Consider the following 25,099-nt stretch of genomic DNA (forward strand, 5'->3'; position numbering starts at 1 on the left):
GACGAAGTTTTATGACCAAGGGGCGACTGTTTGAAAAAGCGTCTGTTCGTTACGGGTCTGAGTGGATTCGTAGGACAACACCTCCAATCTCGCCTGAAGGCTGATGCCTCGGAATGGGAACTTCTGACTGTTGCATCGCGGTACGACCTGAGCCAGCCAAACAGCCTCGAAGGGCTGTGGCCCGAGATGCCCGACGCGGTCATTCACCTGGCCGGCCAGACCTTTGTCCCCGAAGCCTTTCGTGATCCGGCACGCACGCTGAACATCAACCTGCTCGGCACCTTGAACCTGCTTCAAGCGCTCAAGGCACGCGGTTTCAATGGCACCTTTCTCTATGTCAGCTCCGGCGACGTCTACGGTCAGGTTGCCGAATCAGAGCTGCCGATCACCGAACGCCAGCCACCCTGCCCGCGCAATCCTTATGCCGTGAGTAAACTTTCGGCCGAATTCCTGAGCCTGCAATGGGGCTTGAGCGAAGGCTGGCCGGTAATGGTCGCGCGCCCGTTCAATCACATCGGCACGGGCCAGAAAGACAGCTTCGTCATCGCTAGCGCCGCGCGGCAGATCAGCCGCATCAAGCTAGGCCTGCAAGCGCCACAACTGGAAGTCGGTGACATCGATGTCACCCGCGATTTCCTGGACGTGGGCGACGTTATTTCGGCTTACCTGGTGTTGCTGGAAAAGGGCGTGGCGGGACAGGTCTACAACATCTGCTCGGGGCGCGAGCAGAGCATTCGCAGTTTGATCGAACAACTAGGCGACCTCGCCCAGGTCGACATGCAACTGATTCAGGATCCTGCGCGTCTTCGCCGCGCGGATCAGCGTCGCGTTTGTGGCAGCTCTGCCAAGCTGACCCAGACCACAGGATGGACGCCTGAAATCACAACACAACAATCCCTGCGGGCGATCCTGTCCGACTGGGAGAAGCGAGTACGACAAGAATGACTAAAAGTGCACTGATCACAGGGATCACCGGCCAAGACGGCGCCTATCTGGCCAAACTACTGCTCGACAAGGGCTACAAAGTCCACGGTCTAGTCGCTCGTCGCAGCAGCGATGCGCGCTGGCGCTTGCGAGAAATGGGCGTCGAGGGCGACATCGTTTATCTGGACGGTGACATGGCCGACGCCTGCTCCGTGCAACGCGCGGTGATCAAATCCGCCCCGGACGAAATCTACAACCTGGCCGCACAAAGCTTTGTCGCCGCCTCCTGGGATCAACCGGTCACCACCGGTATTGTCGACGGGCTGGGCGTGACCCACTTGCTCGAAGCCATCCGCCAGTTCAGCCCGCACACGCGTTTTTACCAAGCCTCGACCAGCGAAATGTTCGGCTTGATCCAGGCCGAGCAACAAGACGAAAACACCCCGTTCTACCCGCGCAGCCCTTACGGCGTGGCCAAGTTGTACGGCCACTGGATCACCGTCAACTACCGCGAAAGCTTCAACCTCCACGCCAGCAGCGGGATCTTGTTCAACCATGAATCACCGCTGCGCGGCATCGAGTTCGTCACCCGCAAAGTGACCGACGCCGCTGCCCGCATCAAGCAAGGCAAACAACAGGAATTAAGCCTGGGCAACATCGACGCCAAACGTGACTGGGGTTTTGCCGGCGACTACGTCGAAGCCATGTGGTTGATGCTGCAACAGGACAAGCCTGACGACTTCGTGGTCGCCACGGGCGTAACCACCACCGTGCGCGAAATGTGCCGCATTGCCTTCGACCACGTTGGCCTCAACTACCGCGACTTCGTGAAAATCGACCCGGCGTTCTTCCGCCCGGCCGAGGTCGAAGTGCTGCTCGGCAACCCGGCCAAAGCCCAGCGCGTACTGGGCTGGAAGCCAAAAACAGATCTGGATACCTTGATCCGCATGATGATGGACGCGGACATGAAACGCGTCGCCAAGGAGTAGGCCATGCTGATTCCAGTGATCCTTTCCGGCGGCGCCGGGACTCGTTTGTGGCCGGTGTCCCGCGAAGGGCACCCCAAGCCGTTCATGACATTGCCCGACGGCCAGTCGCTGCTGGGCAAGACGTATCGGCGTGCGGCCGGGCTGCTTGATGGCTGGGGCGATATCGTCACGGTGACGAATCGTGAGTACTACTTTCAGAGCAAGGATCACTATCAGGAGGCGCAGCTCAATCGTCATCGCGGACACTTCCTGCTTGAGCCGACTGGCCGTAACACGGCCCCGGCCATCGCAGCCGCCGCCCTGTCGCTACAAGCATTGCACGGCGACGAAGCGATCATGGTGGTCATGCCTGCCGACCATTTGATCCGCAATGAAGATGCGTTGAAATCAGCCGTTGACCACGCCGTGGCGCTGGCCAAGGATGGTTTCCTGGTGACGTTTGGCGTGGTGCCGACTGCCCCGGAGACCGGTTTCGGCTACATCGAAACCGGCGCGGCACTGGACGAAAAAGGCGCGGCCAAGGTGCAACGCTTCGTCGAAAAACCTGACCTGCAAACCGCTACGCATTATCTGGAAAGCGGCAAATTCCTGTGGAACTCGGGCATGTTCTGCTTCTCGGTCGCCACGGTGCTGGCCGAGTTGCAACTGCACGCCCCCGAACTGCTTGAGCAGACGCGAACCTGCATGGCAGCCAGTGCCCCGGTGGAAACGGTTGGGTGTCTGCAGCAGGAATTATCCCCGGAGCTGTTCGCCGAGATCACCGACATTTCCATCGACTACGCCTTGATGGAACGCTCCGAGAAGGTGGTCGTGGTGCCCGCCGGATTCGACTGGAGCGATATTGGCTCCTGGGGCGCGGTGGCCGCGCTGGTGCCGGCGGATGCGCAAAACAACCGCGCCAGCGGCGATGCGGTGTTCATCGACAGCCACAACAACTTTGTCCAGTGCGAAGACCGGCTGGTGGCAACGGTGGGTGTGGATAACTTGATCATCATCGACACCGCCGACGCGGTGCTGGTCGCCCACGCCGATCGCGCGCAGGATGTGCGCCGGGTCGCCAAGCAGCTCAAGGACAAGAAACACGAGGCCTATCGCCTGCACCGCACGGTCAGTCGGCCTTGGGGCACCTACACCGTGCTCGAGGAAGGCCCGCGCTTCAAGATCAAGCGCATCGTGGTCAAGCCCGGCGGCAAGCTGTCGCTGCAAATGCACCACCACCGCAATGAACACTGGGTGGTCGTCGAAGGCATGGCCAAGGTGACCAACAACGGCACCGGCACCCATCTGGTGGCCAAGAACGAATCCACTTTCATTGCCGCCGGTCACAAGCATCGCCTGGAAAACCCGGGCGTGATCGATCTGGTGATCATTGAAGTGCAAAGCGGCGAATACCTGGGAGAGGACGATATCGTTCGCTTCGAAGACCAATACGGCAGGACGGTTTGACCTTGGTGTTCCATGTGATCAACAACCGCCATGAAGACTTCGTCGGTTGCTCGTGGCCGGGGGCGAAAACCTCCATCACCCACTCTGCCGAATCAATTGTTTCGGAGGGCAGGCCATGACGCGTCTTCTGGTGGAATGCACCCACGTGTTCCAGCACCCCAAAGTCAATTCGGGCATTCAGCGAGTGGTGCGCAACGTCATCAATCAGCTGCCGAAGAGTGTCGACGGTGTGGAGTGCATCCCAGTGGTGATGCTCAACGGCAAACTCTATCGAGTGCTGAAACTGGGCGCATTGAACATTCCGTTTTACGATGGGCTGATGACCTTTGGCGGGCGCCTCGGACGGCTCGCTCATCGTTTCTGGCAAATGCACCAACACTTGCACAACCGCAGCAACTCGCGAGTGATCAAGCGCTTGCTACACGTGGCCTACCGCGTCACGGCGATCTCCTGTTTCAGCATTCCATTGCGTCTGATCGAGGGCATCAACCAATATCAACTGCCCAAACGTTGCTCGCCCTTGCAGCATCAGGCGGGCGATCAGTTGGTGTTGCTCGACTCCTCCTGGCACAGCGATTTTTTCCCGTTCGCCGAACAGCTCAAACGCGAAGGCGTGGGCATCGTTTCGGTGATCTACGACCTCATTCCGCTGACACATCCGCAGTTCTATGACACGCGGCTGGTGCAGGTTTTCACCGAGTGGTTCAACTGGATTACCCAAATCGCCGACGGCTATGTGGCGATCTCCGCCACGGTGCGCGATCAGGTGCGTGAAGAAGTGCAGCGACGCCTGGGCCCAGCCAAAACCGACAGACTGTGGTTCGACTATTTTCACCTCGGTTCCGAACTGGACCTGAGCGAAGTCAGCGCCGTGGTCGAGCCGCGCCTGGCACGGCTGTTCGAAACACAAGAACCGGTGTTTCTGATGGTCAGCACCATCGAGCCACGCAAAAACCACGATTACCTGCTCGACGCTTTTGAGCGCGCCTGGGCATCCGGTTCCAGCGCACGGCTGTGCATCGCCGGGCGTATCGGCTGGAAATGCGACGTCCTGCTCGCCCGCGTGCGCAATCACGCCGAACTGAACAAACGCCTGTTCATGTTCAACGACCTGAGCGACACAAGTCTCGAACACGCCTATTCCCACGCCAGCGCGCTGGTGTTTCCATCCTGGGTCGAAGGTTTCGGTCTGCCTCTGGTCGAAGCCATGCAACGCGGTTTGCCGGCCATGGGCAGTGACATTCCGATCTTCCGTGAAATCGGCGGCGAGTTCATGGCGTACTTTGATCTGGCCGAGCCACAAAGCCTGGCGGACCTGGTCATGGAGTTCGAACGCTCCGGGCAATTTCCGGCCGCGCGCAACGTCGCGGATTGGCAGTGGATCGGCTGGCGTGAAGCCAGTGCACAACTGGCCGAACGCACCTTGCGCAATCTGCAAGAACCGGCCGTGCCAGAGAGGCAACATGCGAATTGCCCTTAACGCCAGGATCCTCCAGGGCCCGCGCACCGGCATAGGCCATTACGTTGCTGAACTGGCTGGCGCCCTCGCCGCTGAACCCGAAGTCGAGCTGGCACTGTTCCACGGCTGGGGCTGGAGTTCCGTACTCCCTGAGGCAGCCATGCCGGGCTATTCACGGCTGACGCCGTTGCTGCGCAGGATTCCCGGGGCCTACCAAGCCCGCCGCTGGCTGGAACAGAAACGCTTCGATCAGGGGAGCACGCAAACCATCGACCTCTACCACGAACCAAGTTTGTGGCCACTGTCGTTCGACGGCCCGACGGTCATCACCTTGCATGACCTGACCCACCTGCACTACCCCGAGACGCAACCGCCCGCGCGCTTGCGAGAGATCGAACGGCGACTCGCCGACGGGGTGCAGCGGGCGAGCCTGATTCTCACCGACTCGCAGTACATCGCTGACGAAGCTCAACAGCACTTCGGCTTGCCAGCAGAACGGTTTGTCGTTGCGCCATTGGGCGTGGCGTCGCGTTTTCACCCCCGCGAGCCGGAGGCCATCGACGCGGTGCTCAAGGCTCATGGCGTCGAGGCGCGGGAGTATTTCCTCTGCGTCGGCACCCTGGAGCCACGCAAGAACCTGACACTGGCCCTGCTCGCCCATGCAAGGTTGCCCGAGGCAATCCGCCAGCGTTTTCCGCTGCTGATTGTTGGCATGGCCGGTTGGCAGCACGACCAGTTCAGCGAAGAACTGCAGCGGGCGCTCGCCACCGGGAATGTCTGCCTGCTGGGTTACCTGCCCGACGAGCAAGTCGCGCAGCTGTTGGCCGGCGCCCGGGCGCTGATTTTTCCGTCGCTTTACGAAGGCTTTGGCTTACCGGTTCTGGAAGCGATGGCCAGCGGCACGCCGGTAATCCTCACCCGACGTTCGGCCATGCCGGAAGTGGCAGGGGCTGCGGGCAACTATATTGAAGCTGACGATCCCGACGGCTTGCGCGAGGCAATGATCCGTCTGATCGACGATCGAGTGCATTGGCAGGCATGCCGGGAAGCCGGATTGCAACAGGCAAGGCTTTTTACCTGGGAGCGCTGCGCCACTATCACGGCCAGCGCCTATCGCCAGGCATTAGGAGGTTGAATGCGAGTACTCCATTTTTTCAAGACGTACCTGCCTGACTCCGTTGGCGGCATCGAGCAAGTCATCTTCCAGCTCTGCGAAAGCGGTGCCCAGCATGGCGTTGAAAGCCAGGTACTGACACTCAGTGCCGATCCCACACCGCCGGTGGTTCGACTCGGGCAACACGAGGTTCACCGGGCCAAACTCGATATTCAGTTTGCTTCCACGGGGTTTTCCTGGAGCGTCTTCAAGCAGTTTCGCGAAATGGCCGCTGAAGCCGACGTGGTCAATTACCACTTCCCCTGGCCGTTCATGGACCTGGTGCACTTCGCCAGCGGCATCAAGAAACCCAGCGTAGTGACGTACCACTCGGACATCATTCGCCAGAAGCACCTGCTCAAGCTTTATCGGCCTCTGATGAACCGGTTCCTGGCAAGCGCCGACCGGATCGTCGCCGCCTCGCCCAACTACTTGCACACCAGCGATGTATTGCAACAGTTCCAGGCCAAGACCCGGGTTATCCCCTATGGCCTGAACAAGGCAGGTTATCCACAGCCCGACAGCGAGCGCATGGCTCATTGGCGGCAAACGGTTGGGGATAAGTTTTTCCTGTTTGTGGGCGTGATGCGCTACTACAAGGGTTTGCACATCCTGCTCGATGCGCTCAAAGACCTGGATTACCCAGTGGTCATTGTGGGAGCAGGCCCACTGGAATTGGAGCTGCATGCACAGGCAGCGGCCTTGGGTTTGCGCAATATTCACTTCCTCGGGCGCCTGGGTGATGAAGACAAAGTGGCGCTGCTGCAACTGAGCTACGCCATCGTGTTTCCTTCGCATCTACGCTCTGAAGCGTTCGGCATCTCGCTGCTCGAAGGCGCGATGTATGGCAAACCGATGATCTCCAGCGAAATCGGCACCGGCACCAGCTACATCAATATCCACAACGAAACCGGGCTGGTGGTCCCACCGAGTCAACCGCTTGCCTTCCGTGAAGCCATGCGCACGCTGTGGGAAAACCCGGCACGAGCAGCGCAAATGGGCGCGAAGGCTGAGGCGCGTTATCGGCAGTTATTCACCGCCGACGAAATGGGCCGCAAGTGGACCGAGTTGTACGAGGAACTACTGGAAGAAAAATCCCTGTCCTACGCGTAACTGATGTGGGAGCGGGCTTGCTCGCGAAGGCGGTGGTTCAGTCAACATCAATGCTGAATGACACTCCGCTTTCGCGAGCAAGCCCGCTCCCACAATAGATCAGCTGTGCGGCTGAAGTTTCGGTACGGCAACGTTATCCCGCATCCGGTTCACCGCCAGTTCGGCCAGCATGACGATCTGCTGAATCGCCATTGCCGTGTGCCGATGCGGACCTTCCAGATACCCCGCAAAATCACTCGCCATCACACTGGTCTGGGCCAGCGACTCGCAGGTGTGGGCCAACAGGTCTTCGTCTTTGATATCCGGCGCAACCAGAAACAGGGTGCTCGGTTTGCGGTTGGCCGGTGACTTGAGAGCGGCGGGATTCAGGTAGTGATCCAGCGCGAGTTCGGCAGCGTCGTTGAATTTTTTGGAGTCGGCGGATTCGTAGGGAGAAACGTCGGCGGATTCGGGGGGATTGGGGGTTTCTTTAATCATGGTGAAGCTCCATTCGAGGACTGGAGCTCGCCAACACTGCGACCAAGCAGAAGGGAGGCGAACCGTACGCGGGTTGGTCGACCAGGGAATGGAACCCGGCAGAGCCTAAGCCCTCCCACGCACAGCTCGCCATGAAGCAAGCACAAACGTGCGCCATTCTAAACCTGAGCGACCAAACCCGATCACTGAATTTGCAGCGCCCCGCGAAGCCTATCCTCCGACTTCCGACACGACAACCGCCAGATCATGTCGGAATCATCCCCAGGAACGCTCAAGCTTGTAGGACGTTCGCAGTAAATTTCAGGCCAACATCGACCTCAATGTGGGAGCGGGCTTGCTCGCGAAGGCTGTTTAACATTCAACATTGAAGTTGGCTGACACATCGCTATCGCGAGCCAACTCACTCCCCAAGGGGATCTCCTGTGCATTCCCGATAGGTCACAAATCCAGCACCAACGGCTGCGAACCCTGCGCCGGCACCGCACAACAAATCAGCACCTCTCCAGCCTCAGGCACTTCCGCCGGGGGCTGTGGATAATTCACTTCGCCGCTGATCAGGCGCGTTTTGCAGGTGCCGCAAGATCCGCCGCGGCAGCTGAATTCCGGGCGCAATCCGCGGCTTTCCGCCAGCTCCAGCAAACTGCCGCCCTCGGGCTGCCAGCGCGCCTCTTTGGCCGAGCGCTGGAACACGACAGGCACCGAAACAGTGGCAGCCGGTGGTTGCTCGATGACCACGGCATCCGGGTCCGGCGTACGACGCAATGTCGAGGGGCCAAAGGTTTCGGCATGAATCCTCGCGTCGCGGATGTCCAGACTGCGCAGGCTGTCATACATCCCTTGGGTAAAACTGCCCGGACCGCACAGGACAAAATCCACCTGATCGTAGTCGTCCACTTCGAGAACGGTCTTGATCAGGTCGGCGTCGATCCGCCCGGTCAGGTCAAAATCTTCCCCCTCATGGGCATCCGTTTCGGGCTGACTGAGCAATCGCATCACGTGTACCGAGTCACCGAGGCCGTCGAGCAACCGATCCAGCTCCGGACGAAACAGCTGATCGGCCAAGGTTCGCGAACTCTGGAAAAACCACGTCGGGCGAATGCGCCGGGTGCGCAAACCCTGGTAAACCACCTCACGCACCATCGACAGCAACGGCGTGATGCCAACACCGGCGGCCAACAACACCAATGGCCGACGCTCGTGGGGTGCCACGGTGAAATGCCCTTGAGGCGCACGAGCTTCCAGCACATCGCCGACGCGAATATGTTCATGCAGGTGCGAAGACACCAACCCGTCACGCTTCACACTGATGCGAAAAAAGTCATCGGAGGGCGCGCTCGACAGGCTGTACGTGCGGATGTGCACATCGCCTGCAATGTTGAATCGCAACGGCAAATGCTGCCCGGCCTGAAACAGCGGCAACCCCGCGCCGTCGCTGGGCTCCAGGTAAATCGAACGGATGGCGTGGCTTTCCTGCTCGATGCGCACCACTCGCAACGGCCGCCAGCTGTCGCCCAGGGCCTTGGCTTGCAGCCGCGCGTTCGCCTGCGCCCAGGTGCCGGTCAGCAAACTGGTCGGAGACACGCCGTCAAAGCGCCAGCGCAAAGCCAGGGCGGCAGGCCGGCGCACCACACGCTCCACCTCGAACGTCCACAACCGCTCGGCCCCTTGAAAGGCTTCGACCTGCGGGCCTTCGAGAATGACCTGCGCGCGACCGCTGAGCTGCAGCAAGTCGCCCGAATTGAAATCAATAAACAGCAAACCCGCACGAGGGTTGATCAGCAGGTTGCCCAAGGTATTGAAGAACAGGTTGCCGGCAAAATCCGGAATGGTCAGGCGATTGCCCTCAACCTGGACAAAACCGGCTTGGCCACCTCGGTGAGAAACGTCCACCGAGCGTTGGCCATCGACGTCCACGTAGCTGGCGACAAAGAAGGTATCGGCGTCGGCAATCATCGCGGTGGCCGCGTCATCCAGCGCATTGAGGTGCTGCGCGACACGGGTCGACGGGTCCGCCAAAGGCACGGAGCGGAACTGGCGCAGCTGAATGTACTGCGGGCAATTGCCGAACGATTGCTCGACCGTCACTCCAAAGCCGTTCGCCGTCACGGCGCCAACCCGGCCATTGAGACGGTTGCGACGCCGAGTGTGCAGTTCGATGCCCAGCAGGCCAATCGCCGCGCCTTCTTGCAACTGCGCAGGGTCGTCGTTGCCAGGCAGGCTGTCGAACTGCAACAACGCAGGCTCCGGGGAATGAGCAAAACCTGGCGGCCCTTCAAGAATACTGGCCCAAGGGTTGCCATCGGCATCGACCGCGCCGTACAGCATGAACGGCAGTTGCTGATAGAACATGCGGTGCTGATCCGGCATCTCGCTGCGAATCACCTTACGACCTACGACGTCCATTCGCTCTGCAACACCCACGTGAGCCTGCAACTGTTTTTCGCCAGCGTGCCAAGGTGAACGTTCCATAACGGTTTCTCCCCTGCGCCGATCGCGCAATGTGAGCAGCCCGACTGGGTCGGGCCGTGAGCATCAGGCGGTTTTTTGCAGGCCGGCGATGGTGCTCGGCATGCCGACAAATCCTGGCAACGCTTCAACTCGCGCCAGCCACGCCCGGATGTTGGCGTAGTCGTCCAGCGACACATTGCCTTCCGGCGCATGGGCGATATAACTGTAGGCCGAGACATCGGCGATGGTTGGCTCGTTGCCGACGAGGTATTGCGTAGCGGCCAATTCCTGATCGATTACTTTGAGCACGGCGTGGGCGTTGGCGATGACTTCTTCAGCATTGTAGGACGCGCCGAACACCGTGATCAGCCGTGCTCGGGCAACGCTGTAGGCAATCGGCCCTGCGGTGATCGACAACCAGCGCTGAACTCTGGCCGCACCGACCGGATCGGTGGGCAGCCAGCGCCCGTTGCCGTATTTGTGGGCCAGGTAAACCAGGATCGCGTTGGAATCGGCCAGCACCACACCTTGATCATCAATCGCCGGGACTTGACCGAACGGGTTGATCGCCAGGTAATCCGGCTGCTTGTGCGCGCCTTTGGCCAGATCGACCAAGATCAGCTCGGTCGGCAGCTGCAGTAGGGACAACATCAACTGCACACGGTGAGCATGGCCGGAACGTGGGAAGTTGTAGAGTTTGATGGCTTGCATGGTCGGCTCCGCTGGTGGGTGGCGCCGTTTAGGTCGGCGCCAATTGGAGCTATCTTCCACCTACAACCAAAACAACAGAATAACCAGCAAATGCAATCAATTATTTCATCCAGCGCAATAACGCGTTAGCCCTGCAGCGCCGGGTGTTCACGCAGTGTCTTCACAACAAAGTCGACAAAACTACGGACCCGCGCCGGAGCCTTGCGCCCGCCCTGATAGACCACATGAATGGGCAACGGCGGCAGTTCGAAGTTAGCCAATACTATTTCCAGCTCACCCGCAGCAATCTTGCTCGCCACTTGATACGACAGCACTCGGGTCAGCCCCAGGCCCATGGCGGCGGCCGTGATAGCGGCCTGATTGGCGGTGACCACAAGACGCGGTTCTGCACGAACGCTGATCGGCTCTCCCGCCTCAAGGAACGGCCAGCTCCTGAGCTGCCCGATGGCCGAGGTAGCAATGATCGGTGCTGCGCTTAATTCGCATGGATGCCGAGGCCGACCATGGGCTTTCAGGAATTGCGGAGAAGCGCAAATCACCCGCCGCACTTCACCGACACGGATTGCATGTTGATTGCTGTCCGGCAGCTCGCCGATGCGCACCGCCACATCGACGCCCTCCTCAACCATACTCACCACCCGGTCGACCAGAAGCGCATTGATGCTGACTTCAGGAAATTGCGTCAGGTAACCGACCATGATCGGCGTGACGAACAAATCACCGAACAACACAGGCGCCGTGATAGTCAGTTGCCCACGGGGCTGGGCATGACTTCCGGCGGCTGAATCCTCAGCTTCCTGCACCTCGGCAAGAATTCTCCGACAATCCTCCAGAAAACGCTGACCTGCCTCGCTCAAATACACGCTGCGGGTGGTGCGCGTCAGTAACTGAGTGCCAATGCGCTTCTCCAGCGCCGCCACGGCCCGAGTGACACTCGCCGCCGACATCCCCAAAAGCCGAGCCGCTGCCGAAAAACCTTGCTCCTTGGCGACGGCGGCGAAGACTTGCATTTCCTGGAATCGGTCCATGGCGCTTGTCCTTCATGCAGATAAAAAAAATCGCAACCGGAGGCTGCGATTTTTTAAGGTTCGATCACCTGTGGATAACTTATTCCACAGTCACCGATTTCGCCAGGTTGCGCGGCTGGTCAACGTCTGTGCCTTTCAACACGGCGACGTAGTACGACAGCAACTGCAGCGGAATGGTGTAGAGGATCGGCGACAGGATGTCGTGGATGTGCGGCATGTGGACAACGTGGGTGCCTTCGCCGTTGGTCATGCCTGCCTGTTCGTCTGCGAAGACGATCAGTTGGCCACCACGGGCGCGGACTTCCTGGAGGTTGGACTTGAGCTTCTCCAGCAGTTCGTTGTTCGGCGCTACGGTGACCACTGGCATGTCGTTATCCACAAGCGCCAATGGGCCGTGCTTGAGCTCGCCCGCCGGGTAGGCTTCGGCGTGGATGTAGGAGATTTCCTTGAGTTTCAGGGCCCCTTCCATTGCCACCGGGAATTGCGCGCCACGGCCGAGGAACAGGGTGTGGTTCTTCTCGGCGAACAGCTCGGCGATTTTCTCCACGGTGCTGTCCATGGCCAGGGCTTCGCCCAAGCGAGCTGGCAGACGACGCAGTTCTTCGACCAGGGTCGCTTCGACGTCCTTGGACAATGTGCCGCGAACCTGACCCAAAGAAAGAGTCAGCAACAACAAGCCAACCAGTTGAGTGGTGAAGGCTTTGGTCGAGGCGACGCCGATTTCGCGACCGGCCTGGGTCAGCAGGGTCAGGTCGGATTCACGTACCAGCGAGCTGATGCCGACGTTGCAGATCGCCAGGCTGGCGAGGTAGCCCAACTCCTTGGCGTTGCGCAGGGCGGCCAGGGTGTCGGCGGTTTCGCCGGACTGGGAAATGGTGACGAACAGCGTGTCTGGCTGCACCACGACTTTGCGGTAGCGGAACTCACTGGCGACTTCGACCTGGCACGGGATACCGGCCAATTCTTCGAGCCAGTAACGGGCAACCATGCCGGCGTGATAGCTGGTGCCGCAGGCAACGATTTGCACATTGCGCACTTTGGCAAACAGCTCAGCCGCCTGTGGGCCGAAAGCCTGTACCAGTACACCATTGGGGCTCAGACGACCTTCGAGGGTGCGTTGAACCACGGCCGGTTGCTCGTGGATTTCCTTGAGCATGAAGTGGCGGAACTCGCCCTTGTCGGCCGCTTCGGCGCCATCGCGATACTGAACGGTTTCACGCTCGACGGCTTGGCCATCAACGTCCCAGATGTGCACGCTGTCACGGCGAATTTCGGCGATATCGCCTTCTTCCAGGTACATGAAACGGTCAGTGACCTGACGCAGGGCCAACTGGTCGGATGCCAGGAAGTTTTCACCCAGGCCCAGACCAATCACCAGCGGGCTGCCACTGCGGGCTGCGACCAGACGATCAGGTTGATGAGCACTGATCACGGCCAGGCCGTAAGCACCGTGCAGTTCCTTAACGGTCGCCTTGAGGGCCACGGTCAGGTCATGCAGGTCCTTGAGTTTGTGGTTCAGCAGGTGAGCGATGACTTCGGTGTCAGTGTCCGATGTGAACACGTAACCCAAGGCTTTCAGCTGTTCACGCAAGGCTTCGTGGTTTTCGATGATGCCGTTGTGTACCACCGCCAGGTCGCCGGAGAAATGCGGGTGCGCATTACGCTCGCACGGTGCGCCGTGGGTGGCCCAGCGGGTATGGGCGATGCCCAGACGACCAACCAGAGGTTCGGCTTCGAGGGCGAGCTCCAGTTCGCTGACCTTGCCCGGACGACGCGTGCGTTCGAGCTTTTCATCGTTGGTGAAGACCGCCACACCGGCGCTGTCATAGCCACGGTATTCCAGGCGCTTGAGGCCTTCGAGCAGGATGGCGGTGATATTACGTTCTGCAACTGCGCCGACAATTCCACACATGCTATTTCTCCTGACTGACAGACGCGCAAATCAAATTGATGCCGCGGGCCTGAATCTGATCCCTTGCATCTTGCGGCAAGCGATCATCGGTAATGAGGGTATGGACACTGCTCCAGGGCAGTTCCAGGTTGGGGATCTTGCGGCCGATCTTGTCGGCCTCTACCATCACGATCACTTCACGGGCGACATCGGCCATGACACGGCTAAGGCCGAGCAATTCGTTGAAGGTGGTGGTACCACGGACCAGATCGATGCCATCGGCACCGATGAACAACTGGTCAAAGTCGTAAGAGCGTAGTACTTGCTCGGCAACCTGCCCCTGAAAGGACTCGGAATGCGGGTCCCAGGTACCACCGGTCATCAACAGCACCGGTTCGTGTTCGAGTTCACTCAAGGCGTTGGCGACGTGCAGGGAATTGGTCATCACCACCAGGCCTGGCTGCTGGCCGAGTTCCGGGATCATGGCGGCGGTGGTGCTGCCACTATCGATGATGATTCGCGCATGCTCGCGAATCCGTTTCACGGCGGCGCGGGCGATGGCCTGTTTGTATTTGGAAACCGGCTGGCCGATGTCGGCGACCAGTTCCTGAGGCATGGTGATCGCACCGCCATAGCGGCGAAGCAACAGGCCATTACTCTCAAGCGCAGCCAAATCCTTGCGAACCGTAACTTCCGAAGTTTCGAAGCGTTTGGCCAGCTCATCCACACTGACTTCGCCCTGTTCAGTGAGCAAGGCGAGAATGTTGTGGCGACGTTGTGGTGTATTGCGCTTCGACATGAGCAAGTAAGTTTCGATTCGAAAGATAACGGAAGCAATCAAAACCTATTGGTGAAACTTCGTCAAGCGTCTGTAAGAAAAAATGTCTGTGGATAAATGCAGCGCGGGCAAGCTCGCTCTTGAAAGGTCCCGTGAAACCTTGCAGGAGCGGGCTTACCCGCGATGACGATCGATCAGGCTGTGAATAACTCAAACTTGAAAAACGTTTGTGGATAACTCAGCTTTTCTTGATCTTCTCCGGCCGCTTCCAGCCGTCGATGTTCTTCTGCCGCGCCCGACCAACCGCCAACTGCGCGTTATCCACATTCTGGGTGATCGTCGAACCGGCCGCCGTCGTTGCACCGGAAGAGATATCCACAGGCGCCACCAGCGAGTTGTTGGAGCCGATGAATACGTCTTCACCCAGCACGGTTTTCCACTTGTTGGCGCCGTCGTAATTGCAGGTGATTGTGCCTGCGCCAATGTTGGTGCGCGCGCCGACTTCGGCATCACCCAAGTACGTCAGGTGACCAGCTTTTGCGCCTTCACCCAGATGCGCGTTTTTCAGTTCGACAAAGTTACCCACATGCGCTCGGGCTTCAAGCACTGTACCTGGACGCAAGCGCGCGAATGGACCGGCATCGCTGCCCTCACCCAAAATCGCGCCTTCGATATGACTATTGGCCTTGATCACCACGCCTTTGCGCAGGGTGCTGTCCTTGATCACGCAGTTCGGACCGATCACCACGTCATCTTCGATGACCACTTTGCCTTCGAGGATCACGTTGATGTCGATCAGCACATCGCGGCCCACGGTGATTTCACCACGAACATCGAAACGTGCCGGATCACGCAGGGTCACGCCTTGCGCCATCAATCGGCGACCAGCACGCAACTGGTAGTGGCGCTCGAGTTCAGAGAGTTGCTTGCGATCATTGGCGCCCTGCACTTCCATGGCGTCGTGTGGTTGCTCGGTGGCCACCACCAGACCATCGCTGACCGCCATCGCGATCACGTCGGTCAGGTAATACTCGCCTTGGGCGTTGTTATTGGAGAGACGGCTCATCCATCCACCCAATTGCGCGAAAGGCAGGGCCAAAATCCCGGTGTTGCCTTCAGTGATCGCGCGCTCGGCCTCGTTGGCATCTTTCTGCTCGACGATGGCGGTGACCTTACCGTCGGCATCACGGACGATACGGCCGTAACCCGTCGGGTCATCCAGTTCAACGGTAAGCAAACCCAGTTGCTGCGGTGCAACTTTCTTGAGCAAACGCTGCAGGGTTTCGACTTCAATCAAAGGCACGTCACCGTACAGAATCAGCACGGTGTCGGACTCGATGAATGGCACGGCTTGCGCCACTGCATGACCGGTACCCAACTGCTTGTCCTGCAGGACGAAATTCAGATCGTCCGCCGCCAGGCGCTCACGCACGGCTTCGGCGCCATGACCGATCACCACATGGATGCGCTGTGGATCAAGTTGCCGTGCGCTGTGGATAACATGGCCGAGCATCGAATTGCCGGCAATGGGATGCAGAACTTTCGGCAACGCCGAACGCATGCGAGTGCCTTGGCCGGCAGCGAGAATAACGATTTCTAAAGACATGACTGGCTACCAATCCTGGGTGGTCAGCGGCTGCGACCAGGTTATGAAAGTCGAAAAAGAAAAAAGGGTAGCCGAGGCTACCCTTTTTAATCAATCGCGCAACAAGCGATGGCCTATTAGTGGCCAAACTTCTTGCGGATCTGCTGGACGGTGCGCAGCTGAGCTGCAGCCTCGGCCAGACGTGCGGATGCAGAACCGTAATCGAATTCCGCGCCCCGCTCATGCAAGGCCTTCTCGGCAGCCTTAACGGCTTCCAGAGCGGAGGCTTCATCCAGGTCGGCAGCACGTTGCACGGTATCGGCAAGAACCTTGACCATGTTCGGCTGAACCTCGAGGAAACCACCGGAGATGTAATACACCTCCTCTTCCCCGCCCTGCTTGACCAGGCGGATCGGGCCCGGCTTGAGATTAGTGATCAACGGCGCGTGACCCAGGGCGATACCAAGATCACCCAGTGCACCGTGCGCAATCACCATCTCGACCAGACCGGAAAAGATTTCTCCTTCCGCGCTGACGATATCGCAATGGACTGTCATAGCCATCTGATTGCCTCAACCTAAATTAGCGCCCGTTGCCAGGCGCCGGGATTACAGTTTCTTGGCTTTCTCGATCGCTTCTTCGATGCCGCCGACCATGTAGAACGCTTGTTCTGGCAGGTGGTCGTAGTCACCGTTGAGGATGCCTTTGAAGCCAGCAATGGTGTCTTTCAGGGAAACGTATTTACCCGAAGCACCGGTGAAGACTTCAGCCACGAAGAACGGCTGCGACAAGAAACGCTGGATCTTACGAGCACGGTTTACCAACTGCTTGTCGGCTTCCGACAGCTCGTCCATACCCAGGATCGCAATGATGTCCTTCAGTTCTTTGTAACGTTGCAGAACATACTGTACACCGCGAGCGGTGTCGTAGTGATCCTGGCCGATTACGTTCGGGTCCAGCTGGCGCGAAGTCGAGTCGAGTGGATCGACCGCTGGGTAGATACCCAGGGAAGCGATGTCACGGGACAGAACGACGGTGGCGTCCAAGTGGGCGAAAGTGGTCGCTGGCGACGGGTCAGTCAAGTCATCCGCAGGTACGTATACCGCTTGGATCGAGGTGATCGAACCGTTTTTGGTCGAAGTGATACGCTCTTGCAGAGTACCCATCTCTTCGGCCAGGGTCGGCTGGTAACCTACTGCGGAAGGCATACGGCCCAGCAGTGCGGATACTTCAGTACCGGCCAGGGTGTAACGATAGATGTTGTCGACGAACAGCAGAACGTCGTTACCTTCGTCACGGAACTTCTCGGCCATGGTCAGGCCGGTCAGTGCTACGCGCAGACGGTTACCCGGCGGCTCGTTCATCTGACCGTAAACCAGTGCCACTTTGTCCAGAACGTTGGAATCCTTCATCTCGTGGTAGAAGTCGTTACCCTCACGAGTACGCTCACCCACACCGGCGAACACGGAATAACCGCTGTGCTCGATGGCGATGTTACGGATCAATTCCATCATGTTTACGGTTTTGCCTACACCGGCACCACCGAACAGACCTACTTTACCGCCCTTGGCGAACGGGCAAACCAGGTCGATAACCTTGATGCCGGTTTCCAGCAGGTCGTTGCCGCCCGCTTGTTCAGCGAAGGTTGGCGCAGGACGGTGAATGCCCCAGCGCTCTTCGGTGGCGATCGGGCCAGCTTCGTCGATCGGGTTACCCAGAACGTCCATGATCCGGCCCAGAGTCGCTTTACCGACCGGTACGGAGATGGCTGCGCCAGAGTCAGTGACTTCCAGACCGCGCTTCAAGCCCTCGGTGGAACCCATCGCAATGGTACGAACCACGCCGTCGCCCAGCTGCTGCTGAACTTCCAGGGTGGTTTCAGCCGCGCTCACTACTTTCAGCGCGTTGTAGATGCTCGGTACGCTGTCGCGTGGAAATTCCACGTCGATAACGGCGCCGATGATTTGAACGATACGTCCGCTACTCATAGCTGGATCCTCTGAATATTTGAACCGTTAAACCGCGGCAGCGCCGCCGACGATTTCCGAGATCTCTTGGGTGATCGCAGCCTGACGCGCCTTGTTGTAGACCAGCTGCAAATCGCTGATCAAATCACCGGCGTTGTCGGTAGCGTTTTTCATCGCGATCATCCGCGCAGCTTGTTCAGCCGCGTTGTTCTCGACCACCGCCTGGTAGACCTGCGACTCCACGTAACGGACCATCAAGCCGTCAAGCAGCTCTTTGGCGTCCGGTTCGTACAGATAATCCCAGTGGTGCTTGAGTTCCTGATCCGGGGTTGCCACCAATGGAATCAACTGCTCCACGGTAGGCTGTTGCGTCATGGTGTTGATGAACTTGTTGGACACCACGGACAGGCGATCAATACGGCCGTCCAGGTAGGCATCCAGCATCACCTTGACGCTGCCGATCAGGTCATTGATCGACGGCTCTTCACCCAGGTGGCTGATAGCTGCAACGACGTTACCGCCGAAGTTGCGGAAGAAAGCCGCACCCTTGCTACCAACAACACACAGATCGATCTCGACGCCGTTTTCGCGGTTTACCGCCATGTCCTTGACCAGGGCCTTGAACAGGTTGGTGTTCAAGCCACCACACAGACCACGGTCACTGCTCACCACGACATAACCGACACGCTTTACTTCACGGTCGATCATGAATGGGTGGCGATATTCCGGGTTGGCGTTGGCCAGATGGCCAATAACCTGGCGGATGCGCTCCGCATAAGGACGGCTAGCCGACATGCGCATTTGTGCCTTGCGCATTTTGCTGACCGCCACTTTTTCCATGGCGCTGGTAATCTTTTGCGTGCTTTTGATGCTCGCAATCTTACTGCGAATCTCTTTTGCGCCTGCCATGTAACACCTATCAGGTTAGCAAGCGGGAGCCTTGCGGCTCCCGCTGCGGCTTACCAGGTTTGGGTGGCCTTGAACTTCTCGATACCGGCTTTCATGCCTGCATCGATTTCGTCATTGAAGTCACCCTTCACGTTGATCTTCGCCATCAAATCGGCGTGATCGCGGTTGAAGTAAGAAATCAGCGCTTGTTCAAAGCTGCCGATCTTGGCGATTTCGACGTCAGTCAGGAACCCACGCTCAGCGGCATACAGCGACAGCGCCATGTCAGCGATCGACATTGGTGCGTATTGCTTCTGCTTCATCAGCTCGGTAACGCGCTGACCATGCTCAAGTTGCTTACGGGTCGCTTCGTCCAGGTCAGAAGCGAACTGGGCGAATGCCGCCAGTTCACGGTACTGAGCCAGAGCGGTACGGATACCACCGGAGAGCTTCTTGATGATCTTGGTCTGAGCGGCACCACCCACACGGGATACCGAAACACCGGCGTTCACAGCAGGACGGATCCCGGAGTTGAACATGGCCGATTCCAGGAAGATCTGACCGTCGGTGATGGAAATCACGTTGGTCGGAACGAACGCGGAAACGTCGCCAGCCTGGGTTTCGATGATCGGCAGTGCGGTCAGGGAACCGGTTTTGCCGGTCACTGCGCCGTTGGTGAACTTCTCTACGTATTCTTCCGAAACGCGCGATGCGCGCTCCAGCAGACGGGAGTGGAGATAGAACACGTCGCCTGGGTAAGCTTCACGGCCTGGTGGACGGCGCAGCAGCAGGGAAATCTGGCGGTAAGCCACTGCTTGCTTGGACAGATCGTCATAAACGATCAGCGCGTCTTCACCGCGGTCGCGGAAGAATTCACCCATGGTGCAACCGGAGTACGGAGCCAGGAATTGCAGTGCTGCAGATTCCGAAGCGCTCGCGGCCACGACGATGGTGTTAGCCAGCGCGCCGTTTTCTTCCAGCTTGCGAACCACGTTGGCGATGGTCGATTGTTTCTGACCAATGGCTACGTAGACGCAGAAAATACCGCTGTTTTTCTGGTTGATGATCGCGTCGATCGCCAGAGCGGTTTTACCGATCTGACGGTCACCGATGATCAGCTCACGCTGGCCACGGCCGACAGGGATCATGGCATCGACAGCCTTGTAGCCAGTCTGTACAGGCTGGTCTACCGACTTACGCCAGATCACGCCTGGAGCAACTTTCTCGACCGCATCGGTCTCGGTGTTGTTCAGCGGACCTTTGCCGTCAACTGGGTTACCCAGTGCGTCGACTACGCGACCCAGCAGTTCCTTACCAACCGGAACTTCGAGGATGCGGCCGGTGCACTTGGCGCTCATGCCTTCAGCCAGAGACTGGTAGGAGCCCAATACAACGGCACCTACGGAGTCTTGCTCCAGGTTGAGAGCCATACCGAAGACGCCGCCCGGAAACTCGATCATCTCGCCGTACATTACGTCGGCCAGACCGTGAATCCGCACGATACCGTCAGATACGCTGACGACTGTGCCTTCGTTACGGGCTTGGGAGGTCACATCGAGCTTGTCGATGCGGCCCTTGATAATTTCACTTATTTCGGAAGGATTGAGTTGCTGCATTGCTCTGCTGCCCCTTCAAACTCAAGATTTCAATGCTTCGGCAAGGCTCGCGAGTTTGCCGCGAACCGAGCCATCGATAACCAGGTCGCCGGCGCGGATGACAATGCCCCCAATAAGGGATTTGTCTTCCTCGACTTGCAGGCGCACTTCCCGGTTGAGTCGTGCACTGAGAACCTTGGCGAGTTTGTCTTGCTGTTCTTGGTTCAATGCAAAAGCACTGGTCACTTCAACGTCTACCGACTTCTCTTGTTCAGCCTTGTACAGGTCGAACAGAGCGGATATCTCCGGCAAAAGCGGGAGACGGTCGTTTTCGGCAACGACGTTGATGAAGTTCTGTGCCTTGACATCAAACTTGTCGCCGCACACGTCAATGAACGTGGCGGCCTTGTTTGCGCTCGTCAGTCGCGGGGCCTTGAGCACGCGCTGCATGGTGTCGTCTTGCGACACTGCTGCAGCCAGGCCGAGCATGGCTGACCAAGAGGCCAGTTGCTGGTGGGCCTGGGCGTGCTCGAAGGCTGCCTTAGCGTAAGGTCGGGCCAACGTGGTCAATTCTGCCATGATCGCCCTCGCTTAAATTTCAGCAGCCAGTTTATTTACCAGCTCCGCGTGCGCGTTTTGATCGATTGTGGAACCCAGGATCTTCTCGGCGCCGGAGACTGCCAGGCTACCCAATTGGGCACGCAGCGCGTCTTTGACACTGTTCAGTTCCTGCTCGATCTCGGCCTGAGCCTGAACCTTCACACGGTCAGCGTCGATACGGGCTTTTTCAACAGCCTCTTCAACGATCTGGTTACCGCGTTTCTTGGCTTGCTCAATGATTTCGGCTGCCTGAGCTTTTGCTTCGCGCAGTTGTTGACCCGCTTTATCTTGGGCCAATTCCAGGTCGCGAGCTGCTCGGGCGGCAGCGTCCAGTCCATCCGCGATCTTCTTCTGACGTTCGTGCAAAGCCGCGATGACCGGAGGCCACACGAACTTCATGCAAAACAGTACAAAAATGAAGAACGCAACGGACTGGCCAATCAGGGTTGCATTAATGTTCACGCCAACACCTCGCTCGTTCGTTGCACATCACACCAATTACTCGAAGGTTCGAGTAATTAGCCAGCGAGTTGACCAACGAATGGGTTCGCGAAAGTGAAGAACAGAGCGATACCAACACCGATCATGGTTACGGCGTCGAGCAGACCGGCAACGATGAACATTTTAACTTGCAGCATTGGAACCATCTCTGGCTGACGCGCTGCGCCTTCCAGGAACTTGCCACCCAACAGGCCGAAACCAATTGCGGTGCCCAGTGCGCCCAGGCCGATCAACAGTGCAACAGCGATAGCGGTTAGACCAACTACAGTTTCCATCTTTCCTCCCGACTTTTACGTCGTATGGTTTAGGTTTTTTAGATTTTAAAGCGGTAAAACAAATCGTTTCATAGCCCAGTTCGGGCCCCCACTCGTTTGACCGAGTGGGACATCAGACCAGTCGAGACTGGTCTTAATGGTTCTCTTCGTGCGCCATCGACAAGTAAACGATGGTCAGCATCATGAAGATAAACGCCTGCAGGGTGATGATCAGGATGTGGAACACAGCCCACGCCCACTGCAGAACTACGCCCAGGCCGCTAAGCCAGAGCAGACCGCTGCCGAACATCACAGCAATCAGAATGAAGACCAGCTCGCCGGCGTACATGTTGCCGAACAGACGCAGTGCCAGGGAGATTGGCTTGGCCACCAGCGTCACGAACTCCAGCAGGAAGTTCACCGGAATCAGCAGCGCTTGAACGAAGATGTTCTTGCTGCCGAACGGGTGCAGGGTCAGTTCGCCGATGAAGCCGCCGATGCCCTTGACCTTGATGCTGTAGAAGATGATCAGCGCGAACACCGACAGGGCCATGCCCAGGGTCGCGTTCGGGTCAGTGGTCGACACTGCACGGAACGGAATGTGGTGGTCGCCGGTAATCAGGATGGCCAGCTGAGGAATCCAGTCGACCGGAATCAGGTCGACGGCGTTCATCAGGAACACCCAGACGAAGATGGTCAGTGCCAGCGGTGCAATCACCGGGCTACGGCCATGGAAGCTGTCTTTCACGCTGCCATCGACGAATTCGACCAATACTTCAACGAAGTTCTGCAAAGCACCAGGCTGACCGGAAGTCGCTTTCTTTGCCGCCATGCGGAAAAGAAGAACGAAAATCAGACCCAACGCGACCGACCAGCCGAGGGTATCGACGTGGAAAGCCCAGAAGCCCATTTCTTTGGCTTCTGCTGCGGTGTGGGCAAAACCCCACCCGCCAGTTGGGTGCTGCCCGAAGGTCAGGTTCTGCAAGTGGTGCTGGATATAGCCCGAAGCGGTTGTTTCTGCCATGGTTGCCTCAAACGCCCTAAGGTCTCGAAAGTCTTGTTCTCATCAGCAGGGGCGCGAACCAGCTGACCAGTTGGGTCAACACGAAGACGCCGAATACAGCTAGCGGCGCCAATGGCTTCACACCTGCGAACGTCAATGCAAAGAGCACTGCCGTCAAAATCAGTTTGCCCGCCTCACCGGCATAAAAAGACCGGACGATGGCTTGAGCTGCTCGGGCGCCGGAAAACCGAAATGCCCTGTGAGCGAAATAAACATTGGGCAGCAAGGCTATCAGACCTCCGCAGAGTCCTGAGTACCCGGCAACGACTCCGTGCCATTGCCAGAGCGCCAAAGCGGCGATCAGCAAAACGACAAATTGAGCCGCTAACACCGGAAAAACTGCCAGGCGATGGAACGGCAAGCGGTTTGGCGTGCGTGTTTCCATCACTATTGCTCTCCAATGGTCGGCTGCCAGAATTCAATAACTTGGCATAATTTGTGCCGACAAAATGCGCGCAGAGTATAGGGGCGGTTCAGCCCCTATTCAACTGTCAGGTAGTGATTTCCGCCTGCACGCTACATGAGGAAATGTTTCAACGAATATGTGCAAGCACACCTTGTAGCTCATCGAGGGAGTTATAACCAATTACCAACTGCCCTTTGCCCTTCTTACCGTGGCGGATCTGCACCGCAGAGCCTAGGCGCTCAGCCAGGCGCTGCTCGAGTCGGGCGATATCCGGGTCCGGCTTTACCGGTTCAGCAGGCTCCTGTTTGCCACTCAACCACTGGCGAACCAGTGCCTCGGTTTGGCGCACAGTCAGCCCCCGTGCGACAACATGTCGCGCCCCTTCAACCTGTTGATTCTCCGGTAAACCGAGCAAAGCACGGGCATGACCCATTTCCAGGTCACCGTGCGACAGCATGGTCTTGATAACTTCCGGCAACGCGATCAAGCGTAGCAGGTTGGCCACAGTCACGCGGGATTTGCCCACTGCTTCGGCCACTTGTTGCTGCGTCAGCTGGAATTCCTGCTGCAGACGCTGCAAGGCCACCGCTTCTTCAATCGGATTGAGGTCTTCGCGCTGGATGTTCTCGATCAGCGCCATGGCAATCGCCGTTTCATCCGGCACGTCGCGGACCATCGCCGGGATGGTTTCCTTACCGGCCTGCTGACTGGCGCGCCAACGGCGTTCACCGGCGATTATTTCGAAGCGACCGCTGCCGATCGGACGAACAACGATCGGCTGCATCACGCCCTGGGCCTTGATCGACTGCGCCAGCTCTTCCAGCGCCTGAGGATCCATGTCCCGACGCGGCTGGTACTTGCCGCGCTGGATCAAGTCCAGGGGCAGGTGCTGCAGCTCACGCTGGTCGGCTTGCACCGCTTGTTCTTCCAGCGAGCTGACAGTCGGACCACTCAGCAGTGCATCCAGTCCACGTCCGAGACCTCGTTTCTTGACGGCCATGGGGATTCCTTAAGTTGCCTGAGCGGCGGCAGTGCGTGAGTTTTTGCGTTGACGACGAACCAGCTCGCCGGCCAATGCCAGATAGGCGATTGCGCCACGCGATGCTTTGTCATAAGCCAGTGCCGGCATGCCATAGCTGGGTGCTTCGGCCAGACGGATGTTTCGTGGGATGACGGTGTCGTACAGCTGCTCGCCGAAGTGTTCCTTGAGCTGCGCCGAAACATCATTCATCAGGCTCAGGCGCGGGTCATACATGGTCCGCAGCAGGCCTTCGACTTTCAGGTTCGGGTTGAGCAATTCAGCGATTCGCTTGATGTTATCCACAAGGTCGCTCAAGCCTTCGAGCGCAAAATACTCGCACTGCATGGGGATAATTACCCCGTCAGCGGCGACCAGTGCGTTAAGCGTAAGCATCGACAGCGACGGCGGGCAGTCGATCAAAATGTAATCGTAGTTTTCGCGGATCGGCGCCAGCGCGCTGCGCAGGCGACTTTCCTTCATCTGCATTTCCAGCAGAACCACTTCCGCCGCGGTCAGGTCGCGGTTGGCCGGCAACAGCTGGTAACCACCGTGCTCGGAATAGTGCATGGCCTGAGCCAGGTCGCATTCGCCGATCAGCAGGTCGTAGACCGAGTTTTCCAGGCCGTGTTTATCCACACCGCTACCCATGGTGGCGTTGCCTTGTGGATCGAGATCGATCAACAGCACCCGGCGCTTGGTAGCGACCAGGGAAGCTGCGAGGTTGATGCAGGTGGTGGTTTTGCCCACACCACCCTTTTGGTTCGCAATCGCGAATACCTTAGCCATTCTTGCTTGTGTTCCC

Annotated in this window: 24 protein-coding genes and 1 pseudogene; 7 read left to right on the forward strand and 18 right to left on the reverse strand. The window is 58.4% G+C overall.

Annotated features, from left to right (window positions below):
• Positions 1-30: 30 nt before the first annotated feature.
• The 7 genes and pseudogenes from K5K95_RS08800 (at position 31) to K5K95_RS08825 (ending at position 7,084) form a co-directional block, all read left to right on the forward strand.
• The gene (locus tag K5K95_RS08800; RefSeq protein ID WP_222589130.1) at positions 31-945 is read left to right on the forward strand and encodes a GDP-mannose 4,6-dehydratase; all 915 of its coding nucleotides are present in this window, start codon (positions 31-33) and stop codon (positions 943-945) included.
• Positions 942-1,913 carry a GDP-mannose 4,6-dehydratase gene (gene gmd, locus K5K95_RS08805; protein WP_109626923.1) on the forward strand — a complete coding sequence of 324 codons (972 nt, stop codon included), beginning with the start codon at positions 942-944 and terminating at the stop codon, positions 1,911-1,913. The genes K5K95_RS08800 and gmd overlap by 4 nt, the downstream gene beginning before the upstream one ends.
• Positions 1,914-1,916: 3 nt before the next feature.
• Positions 1,917-3,359, forward strand: coding sequence for a mannose-1-phosphate guanylyltransferase/mannose-6-phosphate isomerase (locus K5K95_RS08810; RefSeq protein WP_222589131.1), 1,443 nt, complete (start codon positions 1,917-1,919; stop codon positions 3,357-3,359).
• 2 nt (positions 3,360-3,361) lie between these two features.
• Positions 3,362-3,478 (forward strand): annotated as a pseudogene (locus K5K95_RS33535) (hypothetical protein); the annotation flags it as partial.
• Entirely contained in the window at positions 3,475-4,839 is a 1,365-nt protein-coding gene (locus K5K95_RS08815; protein ID WP_222589132.1) for a glycosyltransferase family 4 protein, read from the forward strand. The pseudogene K5K95_RS33535 and the gene K5K95_RS08815, both read left to right, overlap by 4 nt.
• Positions 4,823-5,953: a glycosyltransferase family 4 protein gene (locus tag K5K95_RS08820; protein WP_222589133.1), complete on the forward strand. Its 1,131-nt coding sequence runs from the start codon at positions 4,823-4,825 to the stop codon at positions 5,951-5,953. The genes K5K95_RS08815 and K5K95_RS08820 overlap by 17 nt, the downstream gene beginning before the upstream one ends.
• Complete coding sequence (locus tag K5K95_RS08825; protein WP_222589134.1) at positions 5,954-7,084, forward strand: glycosyltransferase family 4 protein; 1,131 nt, start codon at positions 5,954-5,956, stop codon at positions 7,082-7,084.
• 99 nt (positions 7,085-7,183) lie between these two features.
• Here the strand turns inward: K5K95_RS08825 and K5K95_RS08830 are convergent, their stop codons facing one another.
• The 18 genes from K5K95_RS08830 to K5K95_RS08915 form a co-directional block, all read right to left on the reverse strand.
• A complete protein-coding gene (locus tag K5K95_RS08830; RefSeq protein ID WP_222589135.1) occupies positions 7,184-7,561 on the reverse strand; it encodes a DUF6124 family protein in 378 nt (125 codons plus the stop codon).
• A gap of 438 nt (positions 7,562-7,999) precedes the next feature.
• Entirely contained in the window at positions 8,000-10,030 is a 2,031-nt protein-coding gene (locus K5K95_RS08835) for a pyridoxamine 5'-phosphate oxidase family protein (RefSeq protein WP_222589136.1), read from the reverse strand.
• A gap of 63 nt (positions 10,031-10,093) precedes the next feature.
• Entirely contained in the window at positions 10,094-10,720 is a 627-nt protein-coding gene (locus K5K95_RS08840) for a glutathione S-transferase family protein (protein ID WP_222589137.1), read from the reverse strand.
• A 125-nt stretch (positions 10,721-10,845) separates the two neighbouring features.
• Positions 10,846-11,748 (reverse strand): LysR family transcriptional regulator, encoded by a 903-nt coding sequence (locus K5K95_RS08845; protein ID WP_222589138.1) that lies wholly within the window; start codon positions 11,746-11,748, stop codon positions 10,846-10,848.
• Positions 11,749-11,827: 79 nt separating this feature from the next.
• Positions 11,828-13,660 carry a glutamine--fructose-6-phosphate transaminase (isomerizing) gene (glmS, locus tag K5K95_RS08850; protein ID WP_222589139.1) on the reverse strand — a complete coding sequence of 611 codons (1,833 nt, stop codon included), beginning with the start codon at positions 13,658-13,660 and terminating at the stop codon, positions 11,828-11,830.
• Between the two features lies 1 nt (position 13,661).
• Positions 13,662-14,438, reverse strand: a complete 777-nt coding sequence (locus K5K95_RS08855; protein WP_222589140.1) for a DeoR/GlpR family DNA-binding transcription regulator — start codon at positions 14,436-14,438, stop codon at positions 13,662-13,664.
• A 217-nt stretch (positions 14,439-14,655) separates the two neighbouring features.
• Complete coding sequence (glmU, locus tag K5K95_RS08860; protein WP_222589141.1) at positions 14,656-16,023, reverse strand: bifunctional UDP-N-acetylglucosamine diphosphorylase/glucosamine-1-phosphate N-acetyltransferase GlmU; 1,368 nt, start codon at positions 16,021-16,023, stop codon at positions 14,656-14,658.
• 116 nt (positions 16,024-16,139) lie between these two features.
• The gene (locus K5K95_RS08865) at positions 16,140-16,565 is read right to left on the reverse strand and encodes a F0F1 ATP synthase subunit epsilon (protein WP_222589142.1); all 426 of its coding nucleotides are present in this window, start codon (positions 16,563-16,565) and stop codon (positions 16,140-16,142) included.
• Between the two features lie 45 nt (positions 16,566-16,610).
• A complete protein-coding gene (gene atpD, locus K5K95_RS08870) occupies positions 16,611-17,990 on the reverse strand; it encodes a F0F1 ATP synthase subunit beta (RefSeq protein ID WP_222589143.1) in 1,380 nt (459 codons plus the stop codon).
• A gap of 27 nt (positions 17,991-18,017) precedes the next feature.
• Positions 18,018-18,878: a F0F1 ATP synthase subunit gamma gene (gene atpG / locus K5K95_RS08875; protein ID WP_090177612.1), complete on the reverse strand. Its 861-nt coding sequence runs from the start codon at positions 18,876-18,878 to the stop codon at positions 18,018-18,020.
• 50 nt (positions 18,879-18,928) lie between these two features.
• Entirely contained in the window at positions 18,929-20,473 is a 1,545-nt protein-coding gene (atpA, locus tag K5K95_RS08880) for a F0F1 ATP synthase subunit alpha (protein WP_090177609.1), read from the reverse strand.
• Positions 20,474-20,494: 21 nt separating this feature from the next.
• Positions 20,495-21,031 carry a F0F1 ATP synthase subunit delta gene (locus K5K95_RS08885; protein WP_222589144.1) on the reverse strand — a complete coding sequence of 179 codons (537 nt, stop codon included), beginning with the start codon at positions 21,029-21,031 and terminating at the stop codon, positions 20,495-20,497.
• 12 nt (positions 21,032-21,043) lie between these two features.
• Positions 21,044-21,514 (reverse strand): F0F1 ATP synthase subunit B, encoded by a 471-nt coding sequence (locus K5K95_RS08890; protein WP_007948090.1) that lies wholly within the window; start codon positions 21,512-21,514, stop codon positions 21,044-21,046.
• Positions 21,515-21,570: 56 nt separating this feature from the next.
• The gene (atpE, locus tag K5K95_RS08895) at positions 21,571-21,828 is read right to left on the reverse strand and encodes a F0F1 ATP synthase subunit C (RefSeq protein ID WP_002555987.1); all 258 of its coding nucleotides are present in this window, start codon (positions 21,826-21,828) and stop codon (positions 21,571-21,573) included.
• 133 nt (positions 21,829-21,961) lie between these two features.
• Positions 21,962-22,831 (reverse strand): F0F1 ATP synthase subunit A, encoded by an 870-nt coding sequence (atpB, locus tag K5K95_RS08900; protein ID WP_222589145.1) that lies wholly within the window; start codon positions 22,829-22,831, stop codon positions 21,962-21,964.
• A 16-nt stretch (positions 22,832-22,847) separates the two neighbouring features.
• A complete protein-coding gene (locus tag K5K95_RS08905) occupies positions 22,848-23,255 on the reverse strand; it encodes a F0F1 ATP synthase subunit I (RefSeq protein ID WP_090177601.1) in 408 nt (135 codons plus the stop codon).
• A gap of 148 nt (positions 23,256-23,403) precedes the next feature.
• Positions 23,404-24,276, reverse strand: coding sequence for a ParB/RepB/Spo0J family partition protein (locus tag K5K95_RS08910; RefSeq protein ID WP_090177598.1), 873 nt, complete (start codon positions 24,274-24,276; stop codon positions 23,404-23,406).
• Positions 24,277-24,285: 9 nt separating this feature from the next.
• A complete protein-coding gene (locus K5K95_RS08915) occupies positions 24,286-25,083 on the reverse strand; it encodes a ParA family protein (protein WP_090177596.1) in 798 nt (265 codons plus the stop codon).
• Positions 25,084-25,099: the final 16 nt, after the last annotated feature.

It is taken from the genome of Pseudomonas sp. DR48 (assembly GCF_019823085.1).
GTDB lineage: Bacteria > Pseudomonadota > Gammaproteobacteria > Pseudomonadales > Pseudomonadaceae > Aquipseudomonas.